The sequence below is a fragment of the Streptomyces sp. NPDC002671 genome (genome assembly GCF_053592475.1).
In genome coordinates this window covers 1-22,102 of the sequence record NZ_JBSFVU010000062.1, presented here as the reverse complement: position 1 = coordinate 22,102, position 22,102 = coordinate 1, and the positions used below count along the sequence as shown (strand labels likewise).

Here is a 22,102-nt window from a genome sequence, read left to right as displayed (position 1 = left end):
GCCGTGCCTGCATCGGCATACGGGCCCGCAGCAACCCGACATGACAGCCCATCACCGGGCGATCTCACCCAACCCGTGACCTCGCAAAGTCCCTGGCCTCCGGGCCGGGCACGTACGTGCCCTTCCTGATGGTCTTCGGCATCCTCGGCCTCCTCGTCGCCGTCGTCATCGTCGCCAATGTCATCAGTGGCGCCGTCGTCTCCGGTTTCCGGCACATCGGTGTGCTCAAGTCCCTCGGCTACACGCCACGTCAGGTCGTCGGGGTCTATCTGCTGATGGTTTCGCTGCCCGCGGTGATCGGCAGCGCCCTGGGCACGGTTGGTGGCGTCCTGGTCACGGAGCCGCTGCTGACCAACGCGTTCCAGGGAACGGGCATGGACCTCAACGGTGTCGCGGTCAGCTGGTGGGTGCCGGTGGCCGCGCTGGTCGGCATGCCGCTCCTCGCCATCCTCGCGGCGGCCGTCCCGGCGATGCGGGCCCACCGGCTCTCCGCGGCCGAGGCGATCAGCGCGGGCAGCGCGCCGCGCCGGGGCCGCGGGCTCCGGATCCAGCGTCGGCTGAGCGGCAGCTCGCTGCCGCGCTCGGTCAGCCTCGGCCTGGGTCAGCTCTTCGCGCGGCCGGCCCGTACCGCGATGACGCTGCTGGCCGTCCTCCTCGGCGTGACCACCGCGGCCTTCGCGACCGGCCTGGCCGGTACGGTCACCAAGTTCGGGCAGGCCAGGAGCCCGGAGTCCGCCGCCCAGCTCGTCGTCCAACCCGGCCAGCCGCAGTTCGGCGAGAAGGCGCCGAAGCTGGACGATGAACGGACCGAGAAGGCGCTGCGGTCTCTGCGGGGCACCAAGAGCGTGACGGTCGACGTGCACGTCCCGGTGTCCATCACGGGGTCACAGCGGGTCGTCGCCGAGTTCTGGCGCGGGGACACCTCCACGCTCGGCTTCCAGGACCGGATCGTCAAGGGACACTGGATCGAGAAGCCCGGGCAGGTCGCCGCGTCGACGGCGTTCCTGCACGACCGGGGGCTGCACGTCGGTGACCGGCTGACCATGGAGGTGAGCGGCAAGCCGACCCGCGTCACCGTCGTGGCGTCGCTGATGAGCAATGGGGATCTGCTCTACGCGGACTGGCGGACGCTGTCCGCCCTCAACCTGGACGTCACGCGGCTCAACTCCCGCTTCCAGTACCTCGTGCAGGTGTCCCCCGGCACGAACATCGCCCAGTACGTCGGCGCGGTGCGGTCGACGGACCCGGGCCTCTACACCCGCCCGGCCGACAACTCGTCCGGCTTCGCCGCGGCCGTCATCAGCCTGTCGGCGGTCCTCACCCTCATGCTGACCACAGTCGCAGGGCTCGGGGTGTTCAACACGGTCGTGCTCAACACCCGTGAACGCCGCCGTGACCTCGGCACGCTGCAGTCGATCGGCATGACACCCCGTCAGGTCATCGGCATGACGGTGACGTCGATGGCCGCGGTCGGGGCGATCGGTGGAGTGCTCGGGCTCCCTCTGGGCGTCCTGGCCCACCGCATGATCGTGCCGATCACCGGTGAGGCGGCGAAGGTGGAGCTCCCGGCGCGCATGCTGGACGTGTATCAGGCACCGGTCCTGCTGCTCCTCGGCCTCGCCGGCATCGTGATCGCGGTTCTGGGAGCGTTCTTCCCGGCACGCGCGACGACCCGCATGGCCACCGCGGAGGCGCTGCGCAGCGAATGACGGGCAGGGTTTTCCGGAATCCCCCGCGGAAAACCCTGCGACCACGGACGCCGACCACCAACCGGTGGTCGGCGTCCGCACGTTCGTCGAGGAATTCCACTCACCTTCCCGGCCGAGAGCAGACATGCGAGCATGCCACAAGGCTTCTCCCTCCAAAGGGCCTACCGACAAGCCGCGTTGCCGTCTTCGGGCAGTCGCGCCCTCTCAACCGCGGCCGTTCACCACAGCATTGCCGTCCGGCTTTTTCCGGCACCACACGCGGTACCGAATTTCTGGCATTCATGGAGAGTTCATGGGCATCGGTCATGCACGCGAGCACCTACCCGCAGACAGCAGGACGAGCAGTCCGGACAGCGAGGAGGAGGTACCGCACCTCGACCGCGCAGCCGTCGAACGGGCCGGGAGGCGCCTGGCCGGCCGGGTGTGGCGGACGCCCGTCCTGCGCTGCGACCAACTGGACGCCCGCTGCGGCGCACGCCTGTGGCTGAAGGCGGAGAACCTGCAGCGCGGTGGCTCGTTCAAGGTCCGCGGGGCGCTCCTCGCGGTGGAGCACCTCGCCGCGGCCGGCAGCCGCGGGATAATCGCGCAGAGCACCGGCAACCATGCGATCGCGGTCGCCCTCGCCGCCCGGCAGCACGGACTTCCGGCCATCGTGGTCCTTCCGTCCGACGCCCCGCCCGCCAAGATCCACCGGATCCGGGAGGCCGGCGCCAAGGTGGTGACGGCCAGCACCCTGCTCGCCGACCGGGTGGCAGCCGTGGCGGAACTGCGCGAGGTACACGGCTACGACGTCATCGACCCGTACCAGAACCCGCACGTCGTCGCGGGTCAGGCAACCGCCACAGCCGAACTGCTCGACCAGACCGCGGCGGACGGCGTCCACCTGGACGCGGTGGTCGTCCCCGTCGGTGGCGGCAGCGCGATCGCCGGTGCCTGCCTGACTGCCGAGGGGCGCGGGGTGGCCGTGGTCGGGGCCGAGCCGCAGGCCGTGCCCGCGCTCACCTCGGCGCTGCGCGCGCAGCGGCCGGTGACCGTGTCCGCCGAGCACACCATCGCCGACGGGCTGCGCCCCGACCGGATCGGCGCCCTGCCGTTCGCCATCGCCCACGGGGCCGTGGCCGCGGTCGAGACGGTGTCGGAGGAAGCCATCGCCGAGGCGATGCGGGGCGCGTTCCTGCATGCCCGGCTGGTGATCGAGCCCGCGGCAGCCACCGCGCTCGCCGCCGCCCTGGAGCACGCGTCCCACCACGGCGCGGACATCGGAGTGCTGCTCAGTGGCGGAAACGTCGAGCCGAGCCTGGCCGCCTCACTGCTGACCGGCCAGGGGGTCCCCGCCCCGCACACCGCGGTGGCCTGAGGCCGCCGGCAGCGCCTCGGGGCGGAACGGGCCGGAGGAGGCGGACAGCGGAAACGAGCGGGCCGGGCGTTCGGCGACACGGAGGTCGTCGAACGCCCGGCCCGCTCAGGCATGTCCGCCGGTGCCGCGCGGCGGCGTGCGCCGCCGCGCGGGAGCCGTCAGTCGTCCAGGCCCAGCCAGTCCGCCACGGCAGACCACACCTCGGCCAGGTTGTCCGGCATGCCCATCTCGTTGTGCGTGCAGTCGACTCCGGCCCGGTGGATCTTCCCGGAGACGTGGGGCTGCCACGCCTCGGCGGTGACCGGGCGGTCCGAGTCCTCCCGGTCGGCCGTGATCAGCAGGATGTCGCCGTCGAACCGGCCCTGCTCATGGCGCCGTTGGAGCTCGCGCTGGTTGATCAGGATCCGCGCGATGTTCCGGTACTCCTCCTCCGTGGTGGCCCCGAGCGCACCCCCCGCCTGGCGGCGCACCATCTCGGTCACGTTCGCCAGCATCTCGCCAGACACCTCCGTGCTGTCGTCCAGGGGCCCGGCGTCCGGATCCGGCACCGTCGGGTTCTGGTCCAGGACGACCAGCGCCGCGACCTCCTCGCCCGCGGCGCGCAGCCGCACGGCGACCTCGTGCCCGACCACCGCGCCGAAGGACCAGCCCAGCAGGTGGTACGGGCCGGAGGGCTGCACCCTGCGGATCTGCTCGACGTAGCGGTCCGCCATCTCCCCCACGGAACGGGCGAGTCGGTCGGCCCCCTGCAGCCCGCGGTCCTGCAGACCGTACAACGGGATGCCGCTCGGCACGTACCGGGCCAGCGGCATGTAGCACCAGCTCAGACCGTCGGCGGGGTGCAGGCAGAAGAAGGGTGGCCTGCTGCCTTCGGTGCGGATCGGCAGCAGCTCGTCGAGGGCGCTGCGCAGAGACGACAGGCTCATCCCCTTCATGAGTTCGCCGACGGTGGGTGCGGCGAACACATCGCGGACCGCGATGGACACGCCCCGCTCCCGCAGCCGCTCCACGAGCCGGACCGCCAGCAGGGAGTGCCCGCCCAGGGCGAAGAAGTCGTCGTCGACCGCGACCGACTCCACCCCGAGGACCTCGGCGAACGCCGCGCACAGGCTCGCCTCGAAACCGGTGACGGCCCCCTTGGCGGCGGGGTCGGCAGCGGTGACCCCCGGCACGGGCAGCGCCTTGCGGTCCAGCTTGCCGTTGGGCATCAGCGGCAACCGGTCGATCACCACCACCGCGGACGGCACCATGTACCCCGGCATCCGGCCCTGGGCGAGGCCGCGCACCGCCTGGCCCAGCTCCCCCGCCTCCTGCGGCCCGGTTGCCGAGTCCGGCACCACGTAGGCCACCAGGCGGTGGTCGCCCGGCGTGTCCTCACGTACCACGACCACGGCCTGCCCGACCGAGGGGTGCGTGGCGAGAACAGCCTCGATCTCGCCGAGTTCGACCCGGAAGCCGCGCACCTTGACCTGGTCGTCGGCGCGTCCGACGTACTGCAGCTCGCCGTCCGCGGTCCACCGGACCACGTCGCCGGTCCGGTACATCCGCTCGCCCGCCGCGCCGAACGGGCAGGCGACGAAGCGCCCCGCCGTCAGCCCCGGCCGGCCCAGGTACCCGCGGGCCAGACCCTCACCGGCGATGTACAGCTCGCCCGCCACGCCGGGCGCGACCGGGACCAGGCCGGCGTCGAGGACGTAGACCCGGGTGTTGCCGATCGGCGAGCCGATCGACGTGACGTCGGCCGCGTCCGGCCGGAACACCTTGGCGGTCGACCAGGTGGTGGTCTCCGTCGGGCCGTACAGGTTCGTCAGGGTCGGCGTCCGGCCGAGCAGGGTGCGGGCCAGGTCTCCGGGCAGCGCCTCGGCACCGACCAGCGCGCGGACCCGCGTGAAGTCGACCGGGTCGTCGGCGTCGGCCACCAGACCGCGCCACAGGCTCGGCGTCGCGTGCACCATCGTCACGCCGGCGGTGCGGATCAGCTCCCGCAGCGCCCACGGGTCGAGGACCTGCTCCTGCGCGGCGAGGACCAGCCGGGCACCGCCCAGCAGCGGCAGGTAGAACTCGAACCCGGCCATGTCGCAGCCGTGGGTGCTCACCGCGAGCAGGCGGTCGTCGGCGGTCAACGGGAAGTCGTGCTGCATCGCCTCCAGGAAGTTGACAATCGCCCGGTGTTCGACGAGCACGCCCTTGGGGCGTCCGGTGGAGCCGGAGGTGTAGATCACCCACATCGGGTGCCCGGGCAGCAGCGGACGTGTGCGCTCGTCGTCGTCGACGGCCCGGTCCGGCAGAGCCGCGAGCTCCGCGGTCACCTCGGGGTCGTCGAGCAGCACCACAGGGACGCCGGATGCGCCGTCGGCGCCCACGTCGAACGACCCGAGCCGGTGCCGCATGCCCTCGCCGCTGAGCACGCACACCGCCGCGGAGTCGGCGATGACGTACGCGATGCGGTCGGCTGGGTAGTTCGGGTCGATCGGCAGGTAGGCGGCGCCCGCCTTGACCACGCCGAGCAGCGCCACGACCAGGTCGACGGTGCGGTCGAAGACGACCGCGACGACCGACTCCGGTCCCACGCCCCGGCCGACGAGGTACCGGGCCACGCGGTTGGCTCGCGCGTCCAGCTCGGCGTAGCTGAGGGCGACGTCACCGAAGGCCAGGGCGGTCGCGTCGGGAGTGCGCGCGACCTGTGCCTCGAACAGGGCGCCGACCGTGGTGTCCGGCAACTCGGCCGTGGTGTCGTTCCACTCGGTCAGAATGCGGTGCCGTTCGTCGTCGTCCAGGACGTCCACGGCGCTGAGCCGGGTGTCCGGGGCGGCGGAGAGGGCCGCGAGGACACGGTTGAGGTATGTGCCGATTCGCACCACCGACGCGGGTTCGAAGAGGTCCGCGGAGGCGGCCACGGTGCCGCGCAGGCCCGCGGGCGCGCCCTGGGCGTCGTACGTCTCGACCATGCTCACGTCCAGGTCGAACTTGACCACCGACTCCGTCACGGACGCCTCGTCCGGCGCCGCGTCGGACGCCGGCCGGGGCGCGGCGCCCGCGCCGGTGGTGAGGCCGGGCAGGTCGACTACCGCGTCGGCGGTGTTCTCCAGGAGCAGCATCACCTGGAACAGCGGGTGGCGGGCCAGCGACCGGGCGGGGGCGAGCTCCTCGACGAGCCGCTCGAAGGGGACGTCCGCGTGGGCGAACGCGCCGAGGCCCGCCTCCCGGACCCGTTCCAGGACCTTGCGGTAGGTCGGGTCCTGCGACAGGTCGGTGCGCAGCACGAACGTGTTGACGAAGTAGCCGACGAGGTCGTCGAGGGCTTCGTCGGTGCGTCCGGCGTGTGCCGAGCCGATGGGGATGTCGGTGCCCGCGCCGAGGCGGGACAGGAGCACCGCGAGGGCGCCGTGCAGCGCCATGAACATCGTCACGCCCTCAGTCCGCGCGACCTCAAGAAGCCTCGCGTGCACCTCGGCCGGAACCTCGATCGGCACCTGGTGGCCCTGGTGGCCGACCACGGCCGGGCGCCCCCGGTCGGTCGGCAGCGTGAGCTCCTCGGGGAGGCCGGCGAGGGCCTCGCGCCAGTAGGCGACCTGACGGGAGAGCAGGCTGTCCGGGTCGTCCCCGTCGCCGAGCACCTCGCGCTGCCACAGCGCGTAGTCGGCGTACTGCAACGGCAGTTCCTGCCACTGCGGGGCGCGGCCCTCGCTGCGCGCGGCGTACGCCACGGACAGGTCACGGGCCAGCGGTGCCCAGGACCAGCCGTCGGTGGCGATATGGTGGATCACCACCACCAGGACGTGGTCGTCCGCGCCCGCCTGGAACAGCCAGGCCTTGATCGGTACCTCCGCCGACAGGTCGAAGGCGTGGCGTTGGGCGTCGGCTGCCGCCCCCGGCAGCTCCGCCGGGGTGACCCGGGTGACGGTGAGCTCCCACTGCAGTGCGGCCGGGTCGAGGACCTGCTGGTACGGCTCGCCGTCCGCCGCCGCGTACACGGTGCGCAGCACTTCGTGGCGGGCGATGACGTCCCGGAACGCCGCGTTCAGCGCCGTGTGGTCCACCTCGCCCGCAAGCCGTACGGCGACGGGGATGTTGTAGGTGTCGCCGGCGCCTTCGAGCTTGTCGATGATCCACAGGCGGCGCTGTCCGTACGACAGCGGCAGCCGGGCGGGCCGGGCGCCGGGCTCCAGCGGCGGCCGGGCCTCGCGCGCCCCGGCCAGGTGCTCGGCCAGACCGGCGACGGTCGGCGCCTCGAACAGGTCGCGGATCTCCATCTCGACGCCGAGCAGGGTCCGGATCCGGCTGATCAGCCGGACCGCGAGCAGTGAGTGGCCGCCGAGCTCGAAGAAGTCGTCGTGCACGCCGACCGAGGGCACTCCGAGGACCTCGGCGAAGGCCACGCAGAGGAGCTCCTCCTGGAGACCGCCCGCCCGGTTCCGGCCGCCCGGCTGCGCGGTCCCGTGGTAGTCCGGGGCGGGCAGGGCCCTGCGGTCGAGCTTGCCGTTGCCCGTCAGCGGCAGCCGGTCGAGGACCACCACCGCCGAGGGCACCATGTGCTCCGGCAGGCGCTGCGCGGCGAACTTGCGAATGGCCGCGGGCAGCCCCGGGTCCTGCGCGGTCTCCGGGTCGTCGACCACGGCGTAGGCGACGAGGCGCCCGTCACCGGGGATGTCCTCGCGAACGATCACCGCCGCCTGGTCCACCATCGGGTGGGCGGCCAGGGCCGACTGGACCTCACCGGGCTCGATGCGGAAGCCGCGGATCTTCACCTGTTCGTCGGCGCGCCCTTCGAACACCAGGCGGCCGTGCGCGTCCCAGCGCGCCAGGTCGCCGGTGCGGTACATCCGCTCGCCCGCCCGCCCGAACGGGCTGGCCACGAACCGCTCCGCGGTCAGGCCGGGACGGCGCACGTAGCCGCGCGCCACGCCCGCCCCGGCGACGTACAGCTCACCGGCCGCGCCGACCGGCACCGGCCGGAGCCGGGCGTCCAGGACGTAGAAGCGCGTGTTGGCGAGCGGCGTGCCCACGGGGACCGCGCCGTCGGCCACCACGTCGGCCGTCAGCGGGGTCGTGGCCACGCCGATGGTGGTCTCCGTCGGGCCGTAGTGGTTGAACACCGTACGCCCGTCCGCGGCGGCCAGGAGGGTCCGCACCCACTCGGGCTGCGCGGCCTCGCCGCCGAGGACGAGCGACTTGGCGGGCAGCACCGCGGCCAGGTCTCCGGCCGCGCCGAGCGCCGCCAGGTGGGAGGGCACCACCTTGAGGTGGTCGATGCGGTGCTCGGCCATGTAGCGGCTGACGGCCACCGGGTCGGTGACCGCGCCCTCGGCCAGGATGTGCAGTTGCCCGCCGGTGGTCAGGCTCGCGAACACCGTGGTGTTGCCCAGGTCGGTGGCCTGCGCCTGGAGCAGCGCGTACCGGTCGCCCGGTGCGCCGAGCCCGACGCGGCCCGGCACGGAGGCCACGTAGTTGGCCAGCGAGCCGTGGGTGACCGCGACGCCCTTGGGGCGGCCCGTCGACCCGGAGGTGTAGATGACATACGCGAGCCCGTCCGGGGCCGTCGTCACCTGCGGGGCCGACTCTTCGGCCGCGGCCAGCTGCATGGCCATCAGCGGGGAGTCGAGCGCGACGAGCCGCTTGCCCGCCGGCAGGTCGTCCAGGATCTCCTCGGTGGTCAGCGTCAACGCGGCACGGCTGTCGGTGATGAGGTACGCGACGCGGTCGGCGGGCTGCCCGGGGTCGATCGGCAGATAGGCCGCGCCGGCCTTCCACACGGCCAGGATCGCCGCGATCATCTCCGGTCCGCGGCCCAGGCAGAGACCCACCAGGGACTCCGCCCCCACGCCCTGGTCCACCAGGTAGTGGGCAAGGCGGTTGGCGCGGGCGTCGAGTTCCGCGTACGACACCTCCGTACCGTCGACGACGATCGCCAGGGCGTCCGGGGTTCGGGCGGCCTGCTCCTCGAACCGGGCCGCCACCGTTCCGGCGGGTACCTCGGCCGCGGTGTCGTTCCACTCCTCCAGGACCCGGTGCAGCTCGTCCTGGGGCAGCACGTCGACCGAGCTCAGCGGCAGTTCGGGGCCGCCGTCCAGCGCGGAGTCCAGCGCTGTGACCAGGTCGTCGAGGGCGGTGCGCACCAGCAGGCCCACCGCGTGCGGGTCACCGGGGTCGGCGGAGTCCACGGCCAGGCCCATGCTGTCGCCGTTGTCGTCCACCGCGACGGTCAGCGGGTAGTTGTTGAGCGGCCGCATGAACAGCCTGCGGATGCCCTCGAACCCCTCCTCCTGGCTGTGGTCCGTGGTGCGGGCGACCGGGCCGGTGGTGTTGTGGCGGTAGTTCAGGAGTGTGGTGAACAGAGGGGTGTCGCCGCTGACGCCGCTGGCGCCCTGAGCGACGGCGAGCGGCGCGTGCTCGTGTTCGAGGAGCCCGGCCAGCTGGCTGCGCATCGCGCCGATGGCCTCCAGGACGCCGACACCGGACACGCGCACGCGGACCGGCAGGGTGTTCATGAAGAGACCGAGCACCCGGTCGGAGCCCGCGCCGGAGTTCATCCGGCCGAACAGGACGGTGCCGAAGACCACGTCCTCGCGGCCGCTGACCGCGGCAAGGGCCCTGGCGTACGCCACGTGCAGCAGGGTTGCGGGGCTGGTTCCGAGGCGGCGCGCGGTGGCACGTACCCGGGTGTCGAGGGAGGGCTCGAATCCGAGGTGGGCGTTGCTCAGGTCGGTGCCGTCGCCGTGCACGTCCGCGACGCCGTACGCAGAGGTCGGTTCGGTCACATCGCCGAGGAGCTCGGCGAAGTACCGCTCGTACTCCTCGCGCCGGTCTCCGTGACGGGTCTGCGCGACGAAGTCGCGGAAGGGCAGGGGGTCTGCCAGTTCCGCTCCCCGCCCGTTCAGGAAGGCCCGGAGTTCCTCGAACACGGCCTCGAGGGTCGTGTGGTCCTGGACCATGTGGTGCATGCGCAGCAGCGCCGCCCAGCGGTCACTGCCGGGTACGGCCGCGACGTGCAGGTCGACCAGGGGCGCCCGGCTCAGGTCCATGGAGGTACCGCCGAGCTCGAGGAGCTGGTCCACCAGATCCGCGCCGTCCGGATCCAGCGTCACGTGTTCGACCGGGATCCGGGCGTCGCGCGACACCACCTGCACCGGTTCCCGCAGGCCCTCCCACACCACGGAGGTGCGGTAGATGTCATGCCGGTTCACCAGCTGCTGGAGTGCGTCCACGAAGGCGTCGAGGCGGGCGCGCGAGTCGAACTCCAGCGCAGTGGGAGCCGCGTAGGTGTCGCGTCCGGACCCTGCCATCAGGTGGTGGAAGAGCAGACCCTCCTGCAGCGGGGCGAGCGGGTAGACGTCCGCCACGTTGGCGACGCCGCCCTCGACCGTGGCGACGATCCGCTCGATCTCCTCTGCGGTCAGGTCGACCAGCGGCAGCATCTCCGGGGTGAGCTCCTGCGCGCCCTCGGGGATCAGGTTCGGCGGCACCTCGACGCGCGCAGCGGCCGTGCCCCCGGCAAGGCCCGCCACCGTCGGTGTCTCGAACAGCGCCCGGACCGAGATGGCGACGCCGCGCAGCCGCAGCCGTTCCACCAGCGACACCGCAAGCAGGGAGTGCCCGCCGAGGCGGAAGAAGTCGTCGTCGACGCCGACCCGCTCAAGGCCGAGGACCTCGGCGAACACCTCGCACAGGATCTCCTCGCGGGCGTTCGCGGGCCCGCGGCCCGCGCCCGCCGTGTACTCCGGGGTGGGCAGCGCCGTGCGGTCCAGCTTGCCGTTCACCGTCAGCGGCAGCTCGTCGAGGACGACGACCGCGGCCGGCACCATGTGCACGGGCAGCACCTGCGCCGCGAACTGGCGCAGCTCCTGCGCCAGTTCATCTCCCTGCGTGCCCTCACCCGGCACGGCATAGGCCACGAGGCGCTTGTCGCTCGGAGCGTCCTCGCGGGCCAGGACCGCCGCCTGGGCCACGGACGGGTGCTCGGCCAGCAGGGCCGCGATCTCGCCCGGCTCGATGCGGAATCCGCGGATCTTGACCTGCTCGTCGGAGCGGCCCAGGTACTCCAGTTCGCCGTCCGCGCGCCAGCGGGCCAGGTCGCCGCTGCGGTACATGCGCTCGCCCGGTGCGAACGGCGAGGCCACGAACCGCTCGGCCGTGGCCCCGGCCCGGCCCGCATAGCCGCGGGCCAGGCCCGCCCCCGCGATGTACAGGTCGCCCGCCACACCGACTGGCACCGGCGCCAGGCGTGCATCGAGCACATACAGGCGGGTGTTGGCGATCGGCCGCCCGATCGGCACCGATTCGCCCACCTCCTGACCGGCCGCCACCTCGAAGACGCAGCACCCGACCACCGTCTCGGTCGGCCCGTACTCGTTGACCACGACGGAGCCGGGCGCCTGGTCGAGCCAGGCGCGTACATCGGCGCCCTGCAGCGCCTCACCGCCGACGATCCAGCACCGGGCCGCCCCGGCGAGCTCTCCCTCCGGCAGCAGCCGGGAGAGCAGCGGCAGATGCCCGGGCACGACCTTCACCAGGCCGAACGCACCGGAGTCACGCACCGCGGCGGCAAGCCCTTCGGGGCCGCCCTCACGGCTGACCACGACTCGGGAGCCGGACACCAGGGGCAGGAGCAGGCTCGTTACCGTCAGGTCGAAGGCGAGCGACGAGTGCAGCGGCGCGCCGCCACCCTCTGCCATGCCGTAGGCCCGGACCGCCCACGCCACGTAGTTCGCCAGGCCGCCGTGGGTGACCACGACGCCCTTGGGGCGGCCCGTCGACCCGGACGTGTAGATGACGTAGGCGCTCTGCGCGAAGAGGACGGCGCCGTCGTCCGCCGTCGGCGCCGTCTCCGGCAGCCCGGCGAGCTCGGCCGCCACCGTGGGCTCGTCGAGCACCACCACCGGCGCGGCGGACCGCTGCTCGAACTCCGCAAGCCGGCCGCGGGTGCCGTGCCCGGTGAGGACACACGTCACCGCCGCGTCCGTCAGCATGAACGCGGCACGCTCCGCCGGGTATTCGGGATCGACCGGGAGGTACGCGCCACCGGCCTTCCACACCGCGAGGACGGAAACCAGTACGTCCACACCGCGTTCCAGGCACAGGCCCACCACCGACTCGGGGCCCACACCGTGGCGGACCAGCAGGTGCGCCAGGCGGTTGGCCCGCGCGTCCAGCTCGCCGTAGGAGACCTCGACGCCGTCGCACTCCACGGCGACCGCCGCCGGGTCCTGGGCGGCCCGCTCCCCGATCAGCTCCGGCACCGGTCGGCACGGAGTGTCGTCCGCCGTGTCGTTCCACTCGACGAGCACCCGGCGGCGGTCGTCCGCGTCCACCACCTCGACGGTGCGCAGCAGCTGGTCCGGGCCGCCGTCGAGGATGCCTTCGAGCAGCGTCACCAGGTTCTCCACGGCGATGCGCAGCAGGTCACCCACCGTCCGGGCATCGATCGGGGCCACCGCGTCCACGGCGAGTGCGATGCCGTCGTCCCCGTCGTCGTCCACCGAGACGGTCAGCGGGTAGTTGTTGCGCTCCTGGGAGAAGACTGCCCTGATGCCCTCGGTTCCCGCGGCGCGCGCCTCGTCCGCGGCCTGCTCGGCCGGACGGCCGGTGTTGTGGCGGTAGTTGAAGAGCGAGGTGAACAGCGGGGTGTCACCGGGTACGCCACTGGCCTGCTGGGCCAAGGCGAGGGGTGCGTGCTCGTGGGAGAGGAGTTCGGCGAGCTGGCCGCGCATCGCGGCGACCGCGGCCGCCGCACCGAGTTCGCCGGTACGCACCCGCACCGGCAGCGTGTTGATGTACGGGCCCAGCGTGCGGTCGGATCCGGTACCGGCGTTCATCCGGCCGAACAGGACGGTGCCGAACACCACGTCCTCGCGGCCGCTGACCGCGGCGAGCACCCGCGCCCACGCCACGTGCAGCACGGTGGCGGGGCTGGCGCCCAGGCTCCGGGCGACGCCGCGCACCCGCTCCACAAGGCCCGGCGGGAACGGCAGCCTGGCGCGGACCGCTGCCGCGCCGTCGCCGTGCGCGTCAACCAGGCCGTAGGGCGCGGTCGGCTCGGTCACGTCGCCAAGGAGCTGGGAGAAGTGGCGTTCGTGCTCGGCGCGGGCCACCCCGCCGCGTGCCTGGGCGACGAAGTCGCGGAAGGGCATCGGCTCGGGCAGCTCGTCGCCGCGTCCGGACAGGAACGCCTCCACCTCGGCGAGCAGCACCTCGAGCGCCGTGTGGTCCTGGACCATGTGGTGCATCCGCACCAGCGCGAGCCACGCTCCGTCCGGTTCGGCCGCCGCGTGCACCTGGATCAGCGGCGCACGCCGCAGGTCCATGGCCGAGCCGACCCGTGCGACCAGCTCCGCCACCGGGTCCGTGGTGTGCGCGTCGAGCGCGACCTCCTCGACGGGCACGGCGGCGTGCCGCCGCACCACCTGCACCGGCTCGCGCAGGCCCTCCCACACGATGCCGGTGCGCAGGATGTCGTGCCGGTCCACGACCTGCTGGAGGGCCTCGGTGAACGCCTCGAGCCGCGCGCGCGAGTCGAACCTGACCACGGTCGGCAGCACATAGGCGTCCTCGCCGCCGTCGGCGAGCAGGTGGTGGAAGAGCAGGCCCTCCTGGAGCGGGGCCAGCGGGTAGACGTCGGCGACGTTCGCCGCGCCGCCGCCGACCGTGGCGACGACGCGCTCGATCTCCTCTGCGGTCAGGTCGACCAGGGGCAGCATGTCGGGCGTGATCGCCTGCGCGCCCTCCGGGATGGCGTGGGCCGGGACGACGACGCCCTCGGTGCCGGCCACGACCGCGAGCCCGGCCACGGTCGGGGTCTGGAACAGCGCCCGCACGGAGACGGACACACCACGTGTGCGCAGGATCTCCACCAGGCGTACCGCGAGCAGGGAGTGCCCGCCCAGGGCGAAGAAGTCGTCGTCGACGCCGACGCCGTCCACGCCGAGGACCTCGGCGAACACCTCGCAGAGGATCTCCTCACGGACGGAGGACGGGCCACGGCCGGAGCCGGTGGTGTACTCCGGCAGGGGCAGCGCCGCGCGGTCCAGCTTCCCGTTCGGGGACAGGGGCAGCGCATCGAGGACGACCACGGCCGACGGCACCATGTACTGCGGAAGCCGTTCCGCCACCCGGGCGCGCACCGCGGCCGGCAGGTCCTCTTCGGGCACCCCACCGGTCACGACGTACGCCACCAGACGCTTGTCTCCGGGCACGTCCTCACGAGCCACCACCACGGCCTGGGCCACCGAGGGGTGTGCAGCCACCACCGACTGGACCTCGCCCAGCTCGATGCGGAACCCGCGGACCTTGACCTGCTCGTCCGCACGGCTCAGGTACTCCAGCTGCCCGTCGGCGTTCCACCGGACCAGGTCGCCGGTGCGGTACAGGCGCTCGCCGGGCGCCCCGTAGGGGTCGGCGACGAAGCGCTCCGCGGTCAGGGCGGGGCGGTGCAGATAGCCCCGCGCCAGACCCGCGCCGGCGATGTACAGCTCCCCGGCCACCCCGGGTGCGACCGGCGACAGGTGGTCGTCCAGGACGTACACGCGGGCGTTGGAGATCGGCCCACCGATGGGTACGGCGCCCTCGACGTCGGTGTCGGCGTACCAAGCGGTGGCGTAGACGGTCGCCTCGGTCGGACCGTAGATGTTCGCCACCCGCGCGCCCGGCAGCTCCCGGCGGATGCCGGCCACCGCGTCGGCGGTGAGCGCCTCGCCCGCAAGCACCACCGTCCGCGGACGGACCTGGGGGCCGAAGCGGCCCAGGATCCGGGCGAAGGCCGACGGAACACCGCTGACCAGGCTCACCTGCCACGGACCGCGGTCGGTATCGGTGAGCGCCAGGAGGTCCGGGACGAGTTCGACGGATCCGCCGGTGACCAGCGGGCCGAACAGTTCGAACACCGACACGTCGAAGGTGAACGAGGTGGAAAGCAGCACCCGGGAGAAGTCGCCGCCGCCGAACTCGGCGCCCGCCCACACGAGCAGCCCCGCCACCGACCGGTGCTCCACCACCACGCCCTTCGGGCGGCCCGTGGAGCCGGAGGTGTAGATGACGTACGCCGGATGACCAGGGGTCAGCGGGGCCACGCGCTCCTCCTGCCCCGGCGCGCCCGCGGGCAGAGCGGCGAGCGCGGCGACGGTCTCCGGCGCGTCGAGGACCACGGTCCGCGGCCCGGAGGGCGGAAGGGCCGCCGTGGTGGCCGATGCGGCAAGCACCACCACCGGCGCCGCGTCGGCCAGCATGTACGCGATCCGCTCGGCGGGATACGCCGGATCCACCGGCACGTACGCGCCGCCCGCCTTGAGCACGCCGAGGAGGGCCGGCACCGCGTCCGCTCCGCGCTCCAGGCACACCGCAACCCGCGACTCCGGGCCGACGCCGAGGCCGATCAGGTGCCGGGCAAGGCGGCTGGCGCGCGCGTCCAGTTCGGCGTAGGTCAGCTCGGCGCCGTCGCACACCACGGCGACCGCGTCCGGGGTGCGGGCCACCTGTGCCTCGAACAGCTCGGTCACGGTGGCCTGCGGCACCTTGGCGGCGGTGTCGTTCCAGTCCACGAGGACCCGGCGGCGCTCGTCCGCGTCCAGGACGTCGACCGCGCTCAGGCGGGTCCCCGGGTCGGCGGCGACCGCGGCGAGGACCTGGCCCAGACGCTCGACCAGGCGCTCGGCTGTCGTGATGTCGAACAGGTCCGCCGCTGCGATGAGCTCGCCGCGCAGCCCCGCAGGCCGCCCGTCCGCGTCGAACGCCTCCGCCACGCTCGCTTCCAGGTCGAACTTGGCCGCAAGGCCGCCGGTCAGCGACTGGGGCCGGACGCCGTCCACCGCTGCCCCGGCCTGCACACCGTGCAGGTCCAGGGTCGCGTCGGCGGTGTTCTGCAGGGTGAGCATCACCTGGAACAGCGGGTGCCGGGCCAGCGAACGCGTCGGGGCCAGTTCCTCGACAAGCCGCTCGAACGGCAGGTCCTGGTGCGCCAACGCGCTCCACCCGGCCTCCCGGACCCGGGCGAGCAGCTCGGTGAACGTCGGGTCACCCGACAGGTCCGTGCGCATGATGAGGGTGTTCACGAAGAACCCGACCAGGTCGTCCAGGGCCACGTCGGTGCGCCCGGCGACCGCGGCGCCGATCGGGATGTCGGTGCCCGCGCCCATACGGGAAAGGAGCGCCGCCAGCGCCGCCTGGACCACCATAAACATCGTGGCGTCGGACTCGCGCGCGACCTCCACGAGTCGTGCGTGCACGTCGGCGGGCACCGTCAAGGGAACCGTGTGGCCGCGGAAGTCGGCCACCGCCGGGCGCGGCCGGTCAAAGGGCAGCTCCAACTCGTCCGGCACACCCGCCAACTGCTGCCGCCAGTAGGCCATCTGACGGGAGAGCATGCTGTCCGGGTCGTTCTCGTCGCCGAGAAGTTCGCGCTGCCACAGCGCGTAGTCGGCGTACTGCACTGGCAGTGGATCGAACTCGGGCGCCCGGCCCTCGCACCGCGCGGCATACGCCGTCGACAGGTCCCGGGCCAGCGGCCGGGTGGACCATCCGTCGCTGGCTATGTGGTGGACGACCACGACGAGTACGTGCGCGTCGGACCCGGTGGCGAACAGCCAGGCGCGGATCGGCACCTCGCAGGAGAGGTCGAACGGCCGCGCCACCGCCTCCCGGGTGACCGCCGCCAGGTCCTGGGGAGCCACCTCGGCGAAGGACAGCGCCCAGGACACGTCGTCGAACTTGAGAATGTGCTGGTACGGCTCGCCGTCGGCCGTGGGGAACACCGTGCGCAGCACCTCGTGGCGGGCGATCACATCCCGCAGCGCGGCGTTCAGCGCCACCCGGTCGACCTGGCCCGACAGCGGAAGGACCACCGGAATGTTGTACGTCGAGCTCGGCCCCTCGAGCTGCTCGATGAACCACAGACGGCGCTGCGCGAATGACAACGGCAACATCAGGAATCCCCCTGGTTACGCATGGGCCGCAAGGCCGGCCGAGCTGACTTCTGTTTTCCGAGCTGTTGTGCGAGACCCGCCACCGTCGGGTGGTCGAGCAGTACGCGCAGTGGGACTTCTACGGAGAGCCGCGCACGCACGAGGCTCACCAGACGGACCGCAAGGAGGGAGTGGCCGCCCAGCTCGAAGAAGTCGTCGTCCATACCCACTTCGTCCACGCCGAGCACATGGGCGAACGCCTCGCACAGCGCCCGCTCCTGCGGCGTCGATGGTTCCCGGCCGGCGCCCGCTGCCCTCGCGTACTCCGGGGCGGGAAGCTCCTTGCGGTCCAGCTTGCCGTTGGGTGTCAACGGCAGTCGCTCCAGCGGCACGAAGGCTGCGGGCACCATGTGCTCGGGCAGCCACTGGGCGACGAACTTCCGGAGGACACCGGAGAGTTCCCCGTCGGACGGGCGCTCCCCCGCACCGGGCACTACATAGGCGACCAGCCGGGTGTCACCCGGGTTGTCTTCACGGGCCACGACGGCGGCCTGAGCGACCGACGGGTGCGCCGCCACCACCGCCCGGATCTCGCCCGGCTCGATACGGAACCCGCGCAGCTTGACCTGGTCGTCGGCGCGGCCGATGAACACGAGCTGGCCGTCGGCGCCCCAGCGGACCAGATCGCCGGTGCGGTACATACGTGCGCCGGGGGTGAAGGGAGTCGCCACAAAGCGTTCCGCGGTCAGGCCCGCACGCTTGAGGTAGCCGCGTGCCAACGCCTCGCCGACGACATAGAGTTCGCCCACCACACCACGCGGGACGGGGCGGAGGTTCGCGTCCAGAACGTACAGGTGTGTGTTCCACACGGGGCGGCCGATCGGAACGGTGCCTCCGTCAGCACCCGCGTCCGCGCCGGTGCCGATGGCGGTGCCGGTGCCGAAGGTGACCTGGATCGTGGTCTCCGTGGGGCCGTACAGGTTCACCGGCTGCACGCCCCACGCCTTCACAGCGGCGGCGGCCAGCGAGGATGGTAGCGGCTCGCCACCGGCGAACACCCGCTGCACAGCCATGTCTTCACTCACCCCGCGAACCTCCAGGACGGCAGCCAGCAGCGTGGGCACGAACTGCGCCACCGTCACTGCCTGCTCGCGCATGAAGGCGACCAGACGCCGCGGATCCTTGGCCACGTCGTCAGAAGCCACACACACCGCAGCACCCGACACCAACGGCAGCCACAACTCCCACACCGCTGCGTCAAAGCTCGGCGAGGTGCGCGCGAGTACACGGTCTCCCGCGCCGACACCAAACTCGGCCCGCATCCACAGCATGTGGTTGACCGCACTGCGCTGCGTGACGACCACGCCCTTGGGCCGACCTGTCGACCCCGAGGTGTAGATCACGTAGGCCGGGTGGGCGAGGGAGCGTGCCCCGTTCCCGGCAACCGGCGGCTCCACCGACGACTCCGCGAGGGCAGCGACCATCTCCGGCGCGTCGATCAGCGTCACCGCGGCCGAAGCCGGAACAGTCCCGACCGTGCCCGCGGCACCGAGCACCACGGCCGGTGCGGCATCGTCCAGCATGTCCGCAACCCGCTCGGCGGGATAGGCGGGATCGACCGGCAGGTAAGCAGCACCCGACTTCAGCACACCCAGCAGCGCCACCATAAGGTCCACACCGCGCTCCAGCATCACGGCCACCAGCGACTCAGCGCCCACACCCTGGCCCAGCAGGTGATGCGCAAGCCGGTTGGCACGGGCGTCCAGCTCCCGGTACGACACCTCGACACCGTCAGCCACGACCGCCACCGCATCGGGCGTCCGCGCCACCTGCGCCTCGAACAACTCCGTCACCGTGGCCTGCGGCACCTCGACCGCCGTGTCGTTCCACTCCACCACGACTCGCTGCCGCTCGGCCTCGTCCAGGATGTCGACGGCGCTCAGCGACCGGTCCGCGTCGTTCTCCAGCGCCGCCACCAGGTTCTCCGTAGCCGTGGCCACCAGCGTGGCGACCGCCTGCGCGTCGATCGGGGCGACCGCGTCGACAGCCACAGCGAGCCCGCCACCGTCGCCGTCGTCGTCGACGGAGACCGAGAGCGGATAGTTGTCGGCCTCCCGGGCATACACCAGCCTGATGCCGTCGCCGACGGCGTCCTGCAGCACGGCGTCACCGCCCGCGGCGTCGGGCCGTACGGCGTTATGCCGGTAGTTGAACAGCGACGTGAACAGCGGCGTACGGCCCGCTACCCCGCTGGCCTGCTGGGCCAGGGCCAGCGAGGCATGCTCGTGCTCCAGAAGAGCGGCGAGCTGGTCACGCATCGCCGCAACCGCCGCCCGCGGCGCCAGGCCACCGACACGCACCCGCACCGGCAGCGTGTTGATGAAGGGACCCGCCACCCGGTCCGCACCGCCCACCGCACTCAGACGGCCCAGCAGCACCGTGCCGAACACCACATCGTCCCGGCCGCTGACCGCGGCAAGGACCCGCGCCCACGCCACATGCATCACCGTGGCCGGGCTCGCACCCAGCCCCCGCGCAGCCTCCCGGAGCCGGACCTCGAGTTCCGGCGCCAGGCGCAGCCGTGCCCGCACCACACCGGAACCGTCACCGAGCACGTCCAGTTGTCCGTACGGCGCGGTGGGCTCGTCGACGTCACCCAGCAGGCCGGCGAAATACCGCTCGTGCTCGGCCCGCTCCATCCCTCCACGCGCCTGCCCGACGAAGTCACGGAACGGCAGCGGCTCCGGCAGCTCCTCCCCCCGACCGGAGAGAAGCATCTCGACCTCACCCAGCAGCAGTTCAAGACCCGTGTGGTCCTGGACCATGTGGTGCACGCGGATCAGCAGCAGCCAACGACCGCCCGAGACGCGGGCCGCGTGCAGCCCGAGCAGCGGCGCCCGGCCCAGGTCCATCGACAGGCCGCCGACAGCCAGGAGCTGCTCGACCGGCTCGACAACCTGCGGATCCAGCTCGACCTCGGCCAAGGGGAGCTGGGCATGCCGCCAGACGACCTGCACCGGCTCGCGCAGGTCCTCCCACACAATGGCGGTGCGCAGGATGTCGTGCCGGTCCACGACCTGCTGGAGAGCGCGAAGGTAGCGGTCGAGGAGGCCACGCGAGGCGAACTCGACGACCATCTGGCTGACGTAGGCGTCCTCACCGCCGTCGGCGAGCAGATGATGGAAGAGCAGACCCTCCTGCAGCGGGGCCAGCTGGTAGATGTCGGCGACGTTCGCCGCGCCACCCTCCACGGTCGCAACGACCCGCTCGATCTCCTCGGCGGTCAGGTCGACCAGGGGCAGCATGTCGGGCGTGATCGCCTGCGCGCCCTCTGGGATGGCGTTGGCTGGGACGGCGACGCTCCCCATCCCGGACGCGGCCGCAAGCCCGGCCACGGTCGGGGTCTGGAACAGCATCCGCACCGACACCGTGACTCCGCGGGTGCGCAGGAGTTCCACCAACTGGATCGCCAGCAGCGAGTGACCACCCAGGGCGAAGAAGCTGTCATCGACACCAACACGGTCCAGGCCGAGGACCTCGGCGAACGCCGCGCAGAGGAGCTCCTCGCGAACGGAGGACGGGCCACGGCCGGAACCGGTCGTGTACTCCGGTGCGGGCAGCGCCTTGCGGTCCAGCTTCCCGTTCACCATCAGCGGCAGCTCGTCCAGCACCACCACCGCGGCCGGAACCATGTGATCAGGCAGCCGCTCGCCCGCGAACTGACGTAGTTCCTGGTTCAGTTCGTCACCGTCTTTGGCATCAGCCGGAACGACGTATGCGACCAGGCGCTTGTCACCCGGAACATCCTCACGGGCAACAACCGCAGCCTGAGCCACCCGCGGGTGCACTGCCAGCACGGACTGCACCTCGCCCGGCTCGATCCGGAAGCCACGGATCTTCACCTGTTCGTCCGCCCGGCCCAGGTACTCCAGCTGACCGTCCGCGTGCCAGCGAGCCAGATCCCCCGTCCGGTACAACCGCTCACCCGGCTCACCGTACGGACTGGCCACGAACCGCTCCGCCGTCAGCGCCGCACGGCCCGCATACCCCCGCGCCACCTGCACACCAGCGATATACAGCTCACCGCCCACACCCACCGGCACCGGCGACAACGCCCCATCCAGCACATACAGACGGGTGTTGGCCACCGGCCCACCGATCGACACGACATCCGCACCCGCCCGGCACTGCCAGGCAGTGACGTCCACCGACGCCTCCGTCGGCCCATACAGATTGTGCAGCTCCACCCCAGCGCCGAAGACCTCAAAGAACCGGTCCTGCACCGAAACCGACAACGCCTCACCCGAACACACCACCCGCCGAAGCCCCCCGCACGAGGCTGCGGCCGGCTCCCGCAAGAACGCCTCCAGCATCGACGGCACAAAGTGCACCGTCGACACCCCCTCAGCCTCGATCAACCCCGCCACATACCCCGGATCCCGGTGACCGCCCGGACGGGCCACCACCAACACCCCACCCCACAACAACGGCCAGAAGAACTCCCACACCGACACGTCAAAACCAAACGGCGTCTTCTGCAGCACCCGCTCACCCGGCACCAGACCGAACCGGGACTGCATCCACACCAGACGATTCACCACCCCCGCATGCGACACCACCACACCCTTCGGCCGACCCGTCGACCCCGACGTGAACAACACATACGCCGCAAGTCCCGCCGACAACGCCCCACCACGCTCGACATCCGACAACGGATGAGACTCCACACCCGCCAGCAACCTGGCAGTCGACGCGTCATCCAGCACGATTCGCTGTACACCCTGTGGCAGCACACCCTGCAAGTCCCGAGACGACACCACGCATACCGCACCGGCATCCGCGAGCATGAACTCAGCCCGCTCGACCGGAAGACCCGGATCCACCGGCAGATACGCAGCCCCCGCCTTCAACACACCCAGCAGCGCCACCACCAGATCCACACCACGCTCCAGACACACGCCCACGATGGACTGAGGACCTACGCCCTGGCCCACCAGCAGCCGCGCCAGGCGATTGGCTCGAGCATCGAGTTCGGCATACGACACCTCAACGCCCTCGAACACGACCGCCACCGCATCGGGCGTCCCCGCCACCTGCGCCTCGAACAACTCCGAAAGCGTCGACTGCGGCACCTCGACCGCCGTGTC

Annotated in this window: 4 protein-coding genes; 2 read left to right on the top strand and 2 right to left on the bottom strand. The window is 72.2% G+C overall.

Translation table 11 applies throughout. From position 1 onward, the window contains the following. Nucleotides 1-116 precede the first annotated feature (116 nt). Entirely contained in the window at nucleotides 117-1,709 is a 1,593-nt protein-coding gene (locus tag ACWD35_RS41435) for an FtsX-like permease family protein (RefSeq protein ID WP_451356526.1), read from the top strand. Between the two features lie 292 nt (nucleotides 1,710-2,001). Beyond that, on the top strand, nucleotides 2,002-3,066 hold the full coding sequence (locus ACWD35_RS41430) for a threonine ammonia-lyase (protein ID WP_451356525.1): 1,065 nt from the start codon (nucleotides 2,002-2,004) through the stop codon (nucleotides 3,064-3,066). Nucleotides 3,067-3,224: 158 nt separating this feature from the next. Here the strand turns inward: ACWD35_RS41430 and ACWD35_RS41425 are convergent, their stop codons facing one another. Together ACWD35_RS41425 and ACWD35_RS41420 are read right to left on the bottom strand one after the other, a co-directional pair. Continuing rightward, nucleotides 3,225-16,976, bottom strand: a complete 13,752-nt coding sequence (locus ACWD35_RS41425) for an amino acid adenylation domain-containing protein (RefSeq protein ID WP_451356524.1) — start codon at nucleotides 16,974-16,976, stop codon at nucleotides 3,225-3,227. Next, nucleotides 16,976-22,063, bottom strand: coding sequence for an amino acid adenylation domain-containing protein (locus ACWD35_RS41420; protein ID WP_451356523.1), 5,088 nt, complete (start codon nucleotides 22,061-22,063; stop codon nucleotides 16,976-16,978). Before ACWD35_RS41420 ends, ACWD35_RS41425 begins: the two co-directional genes overlap by 1 nt. Nucleotides 22,064-22,102 lie beyond the last annotated feature (39 nt).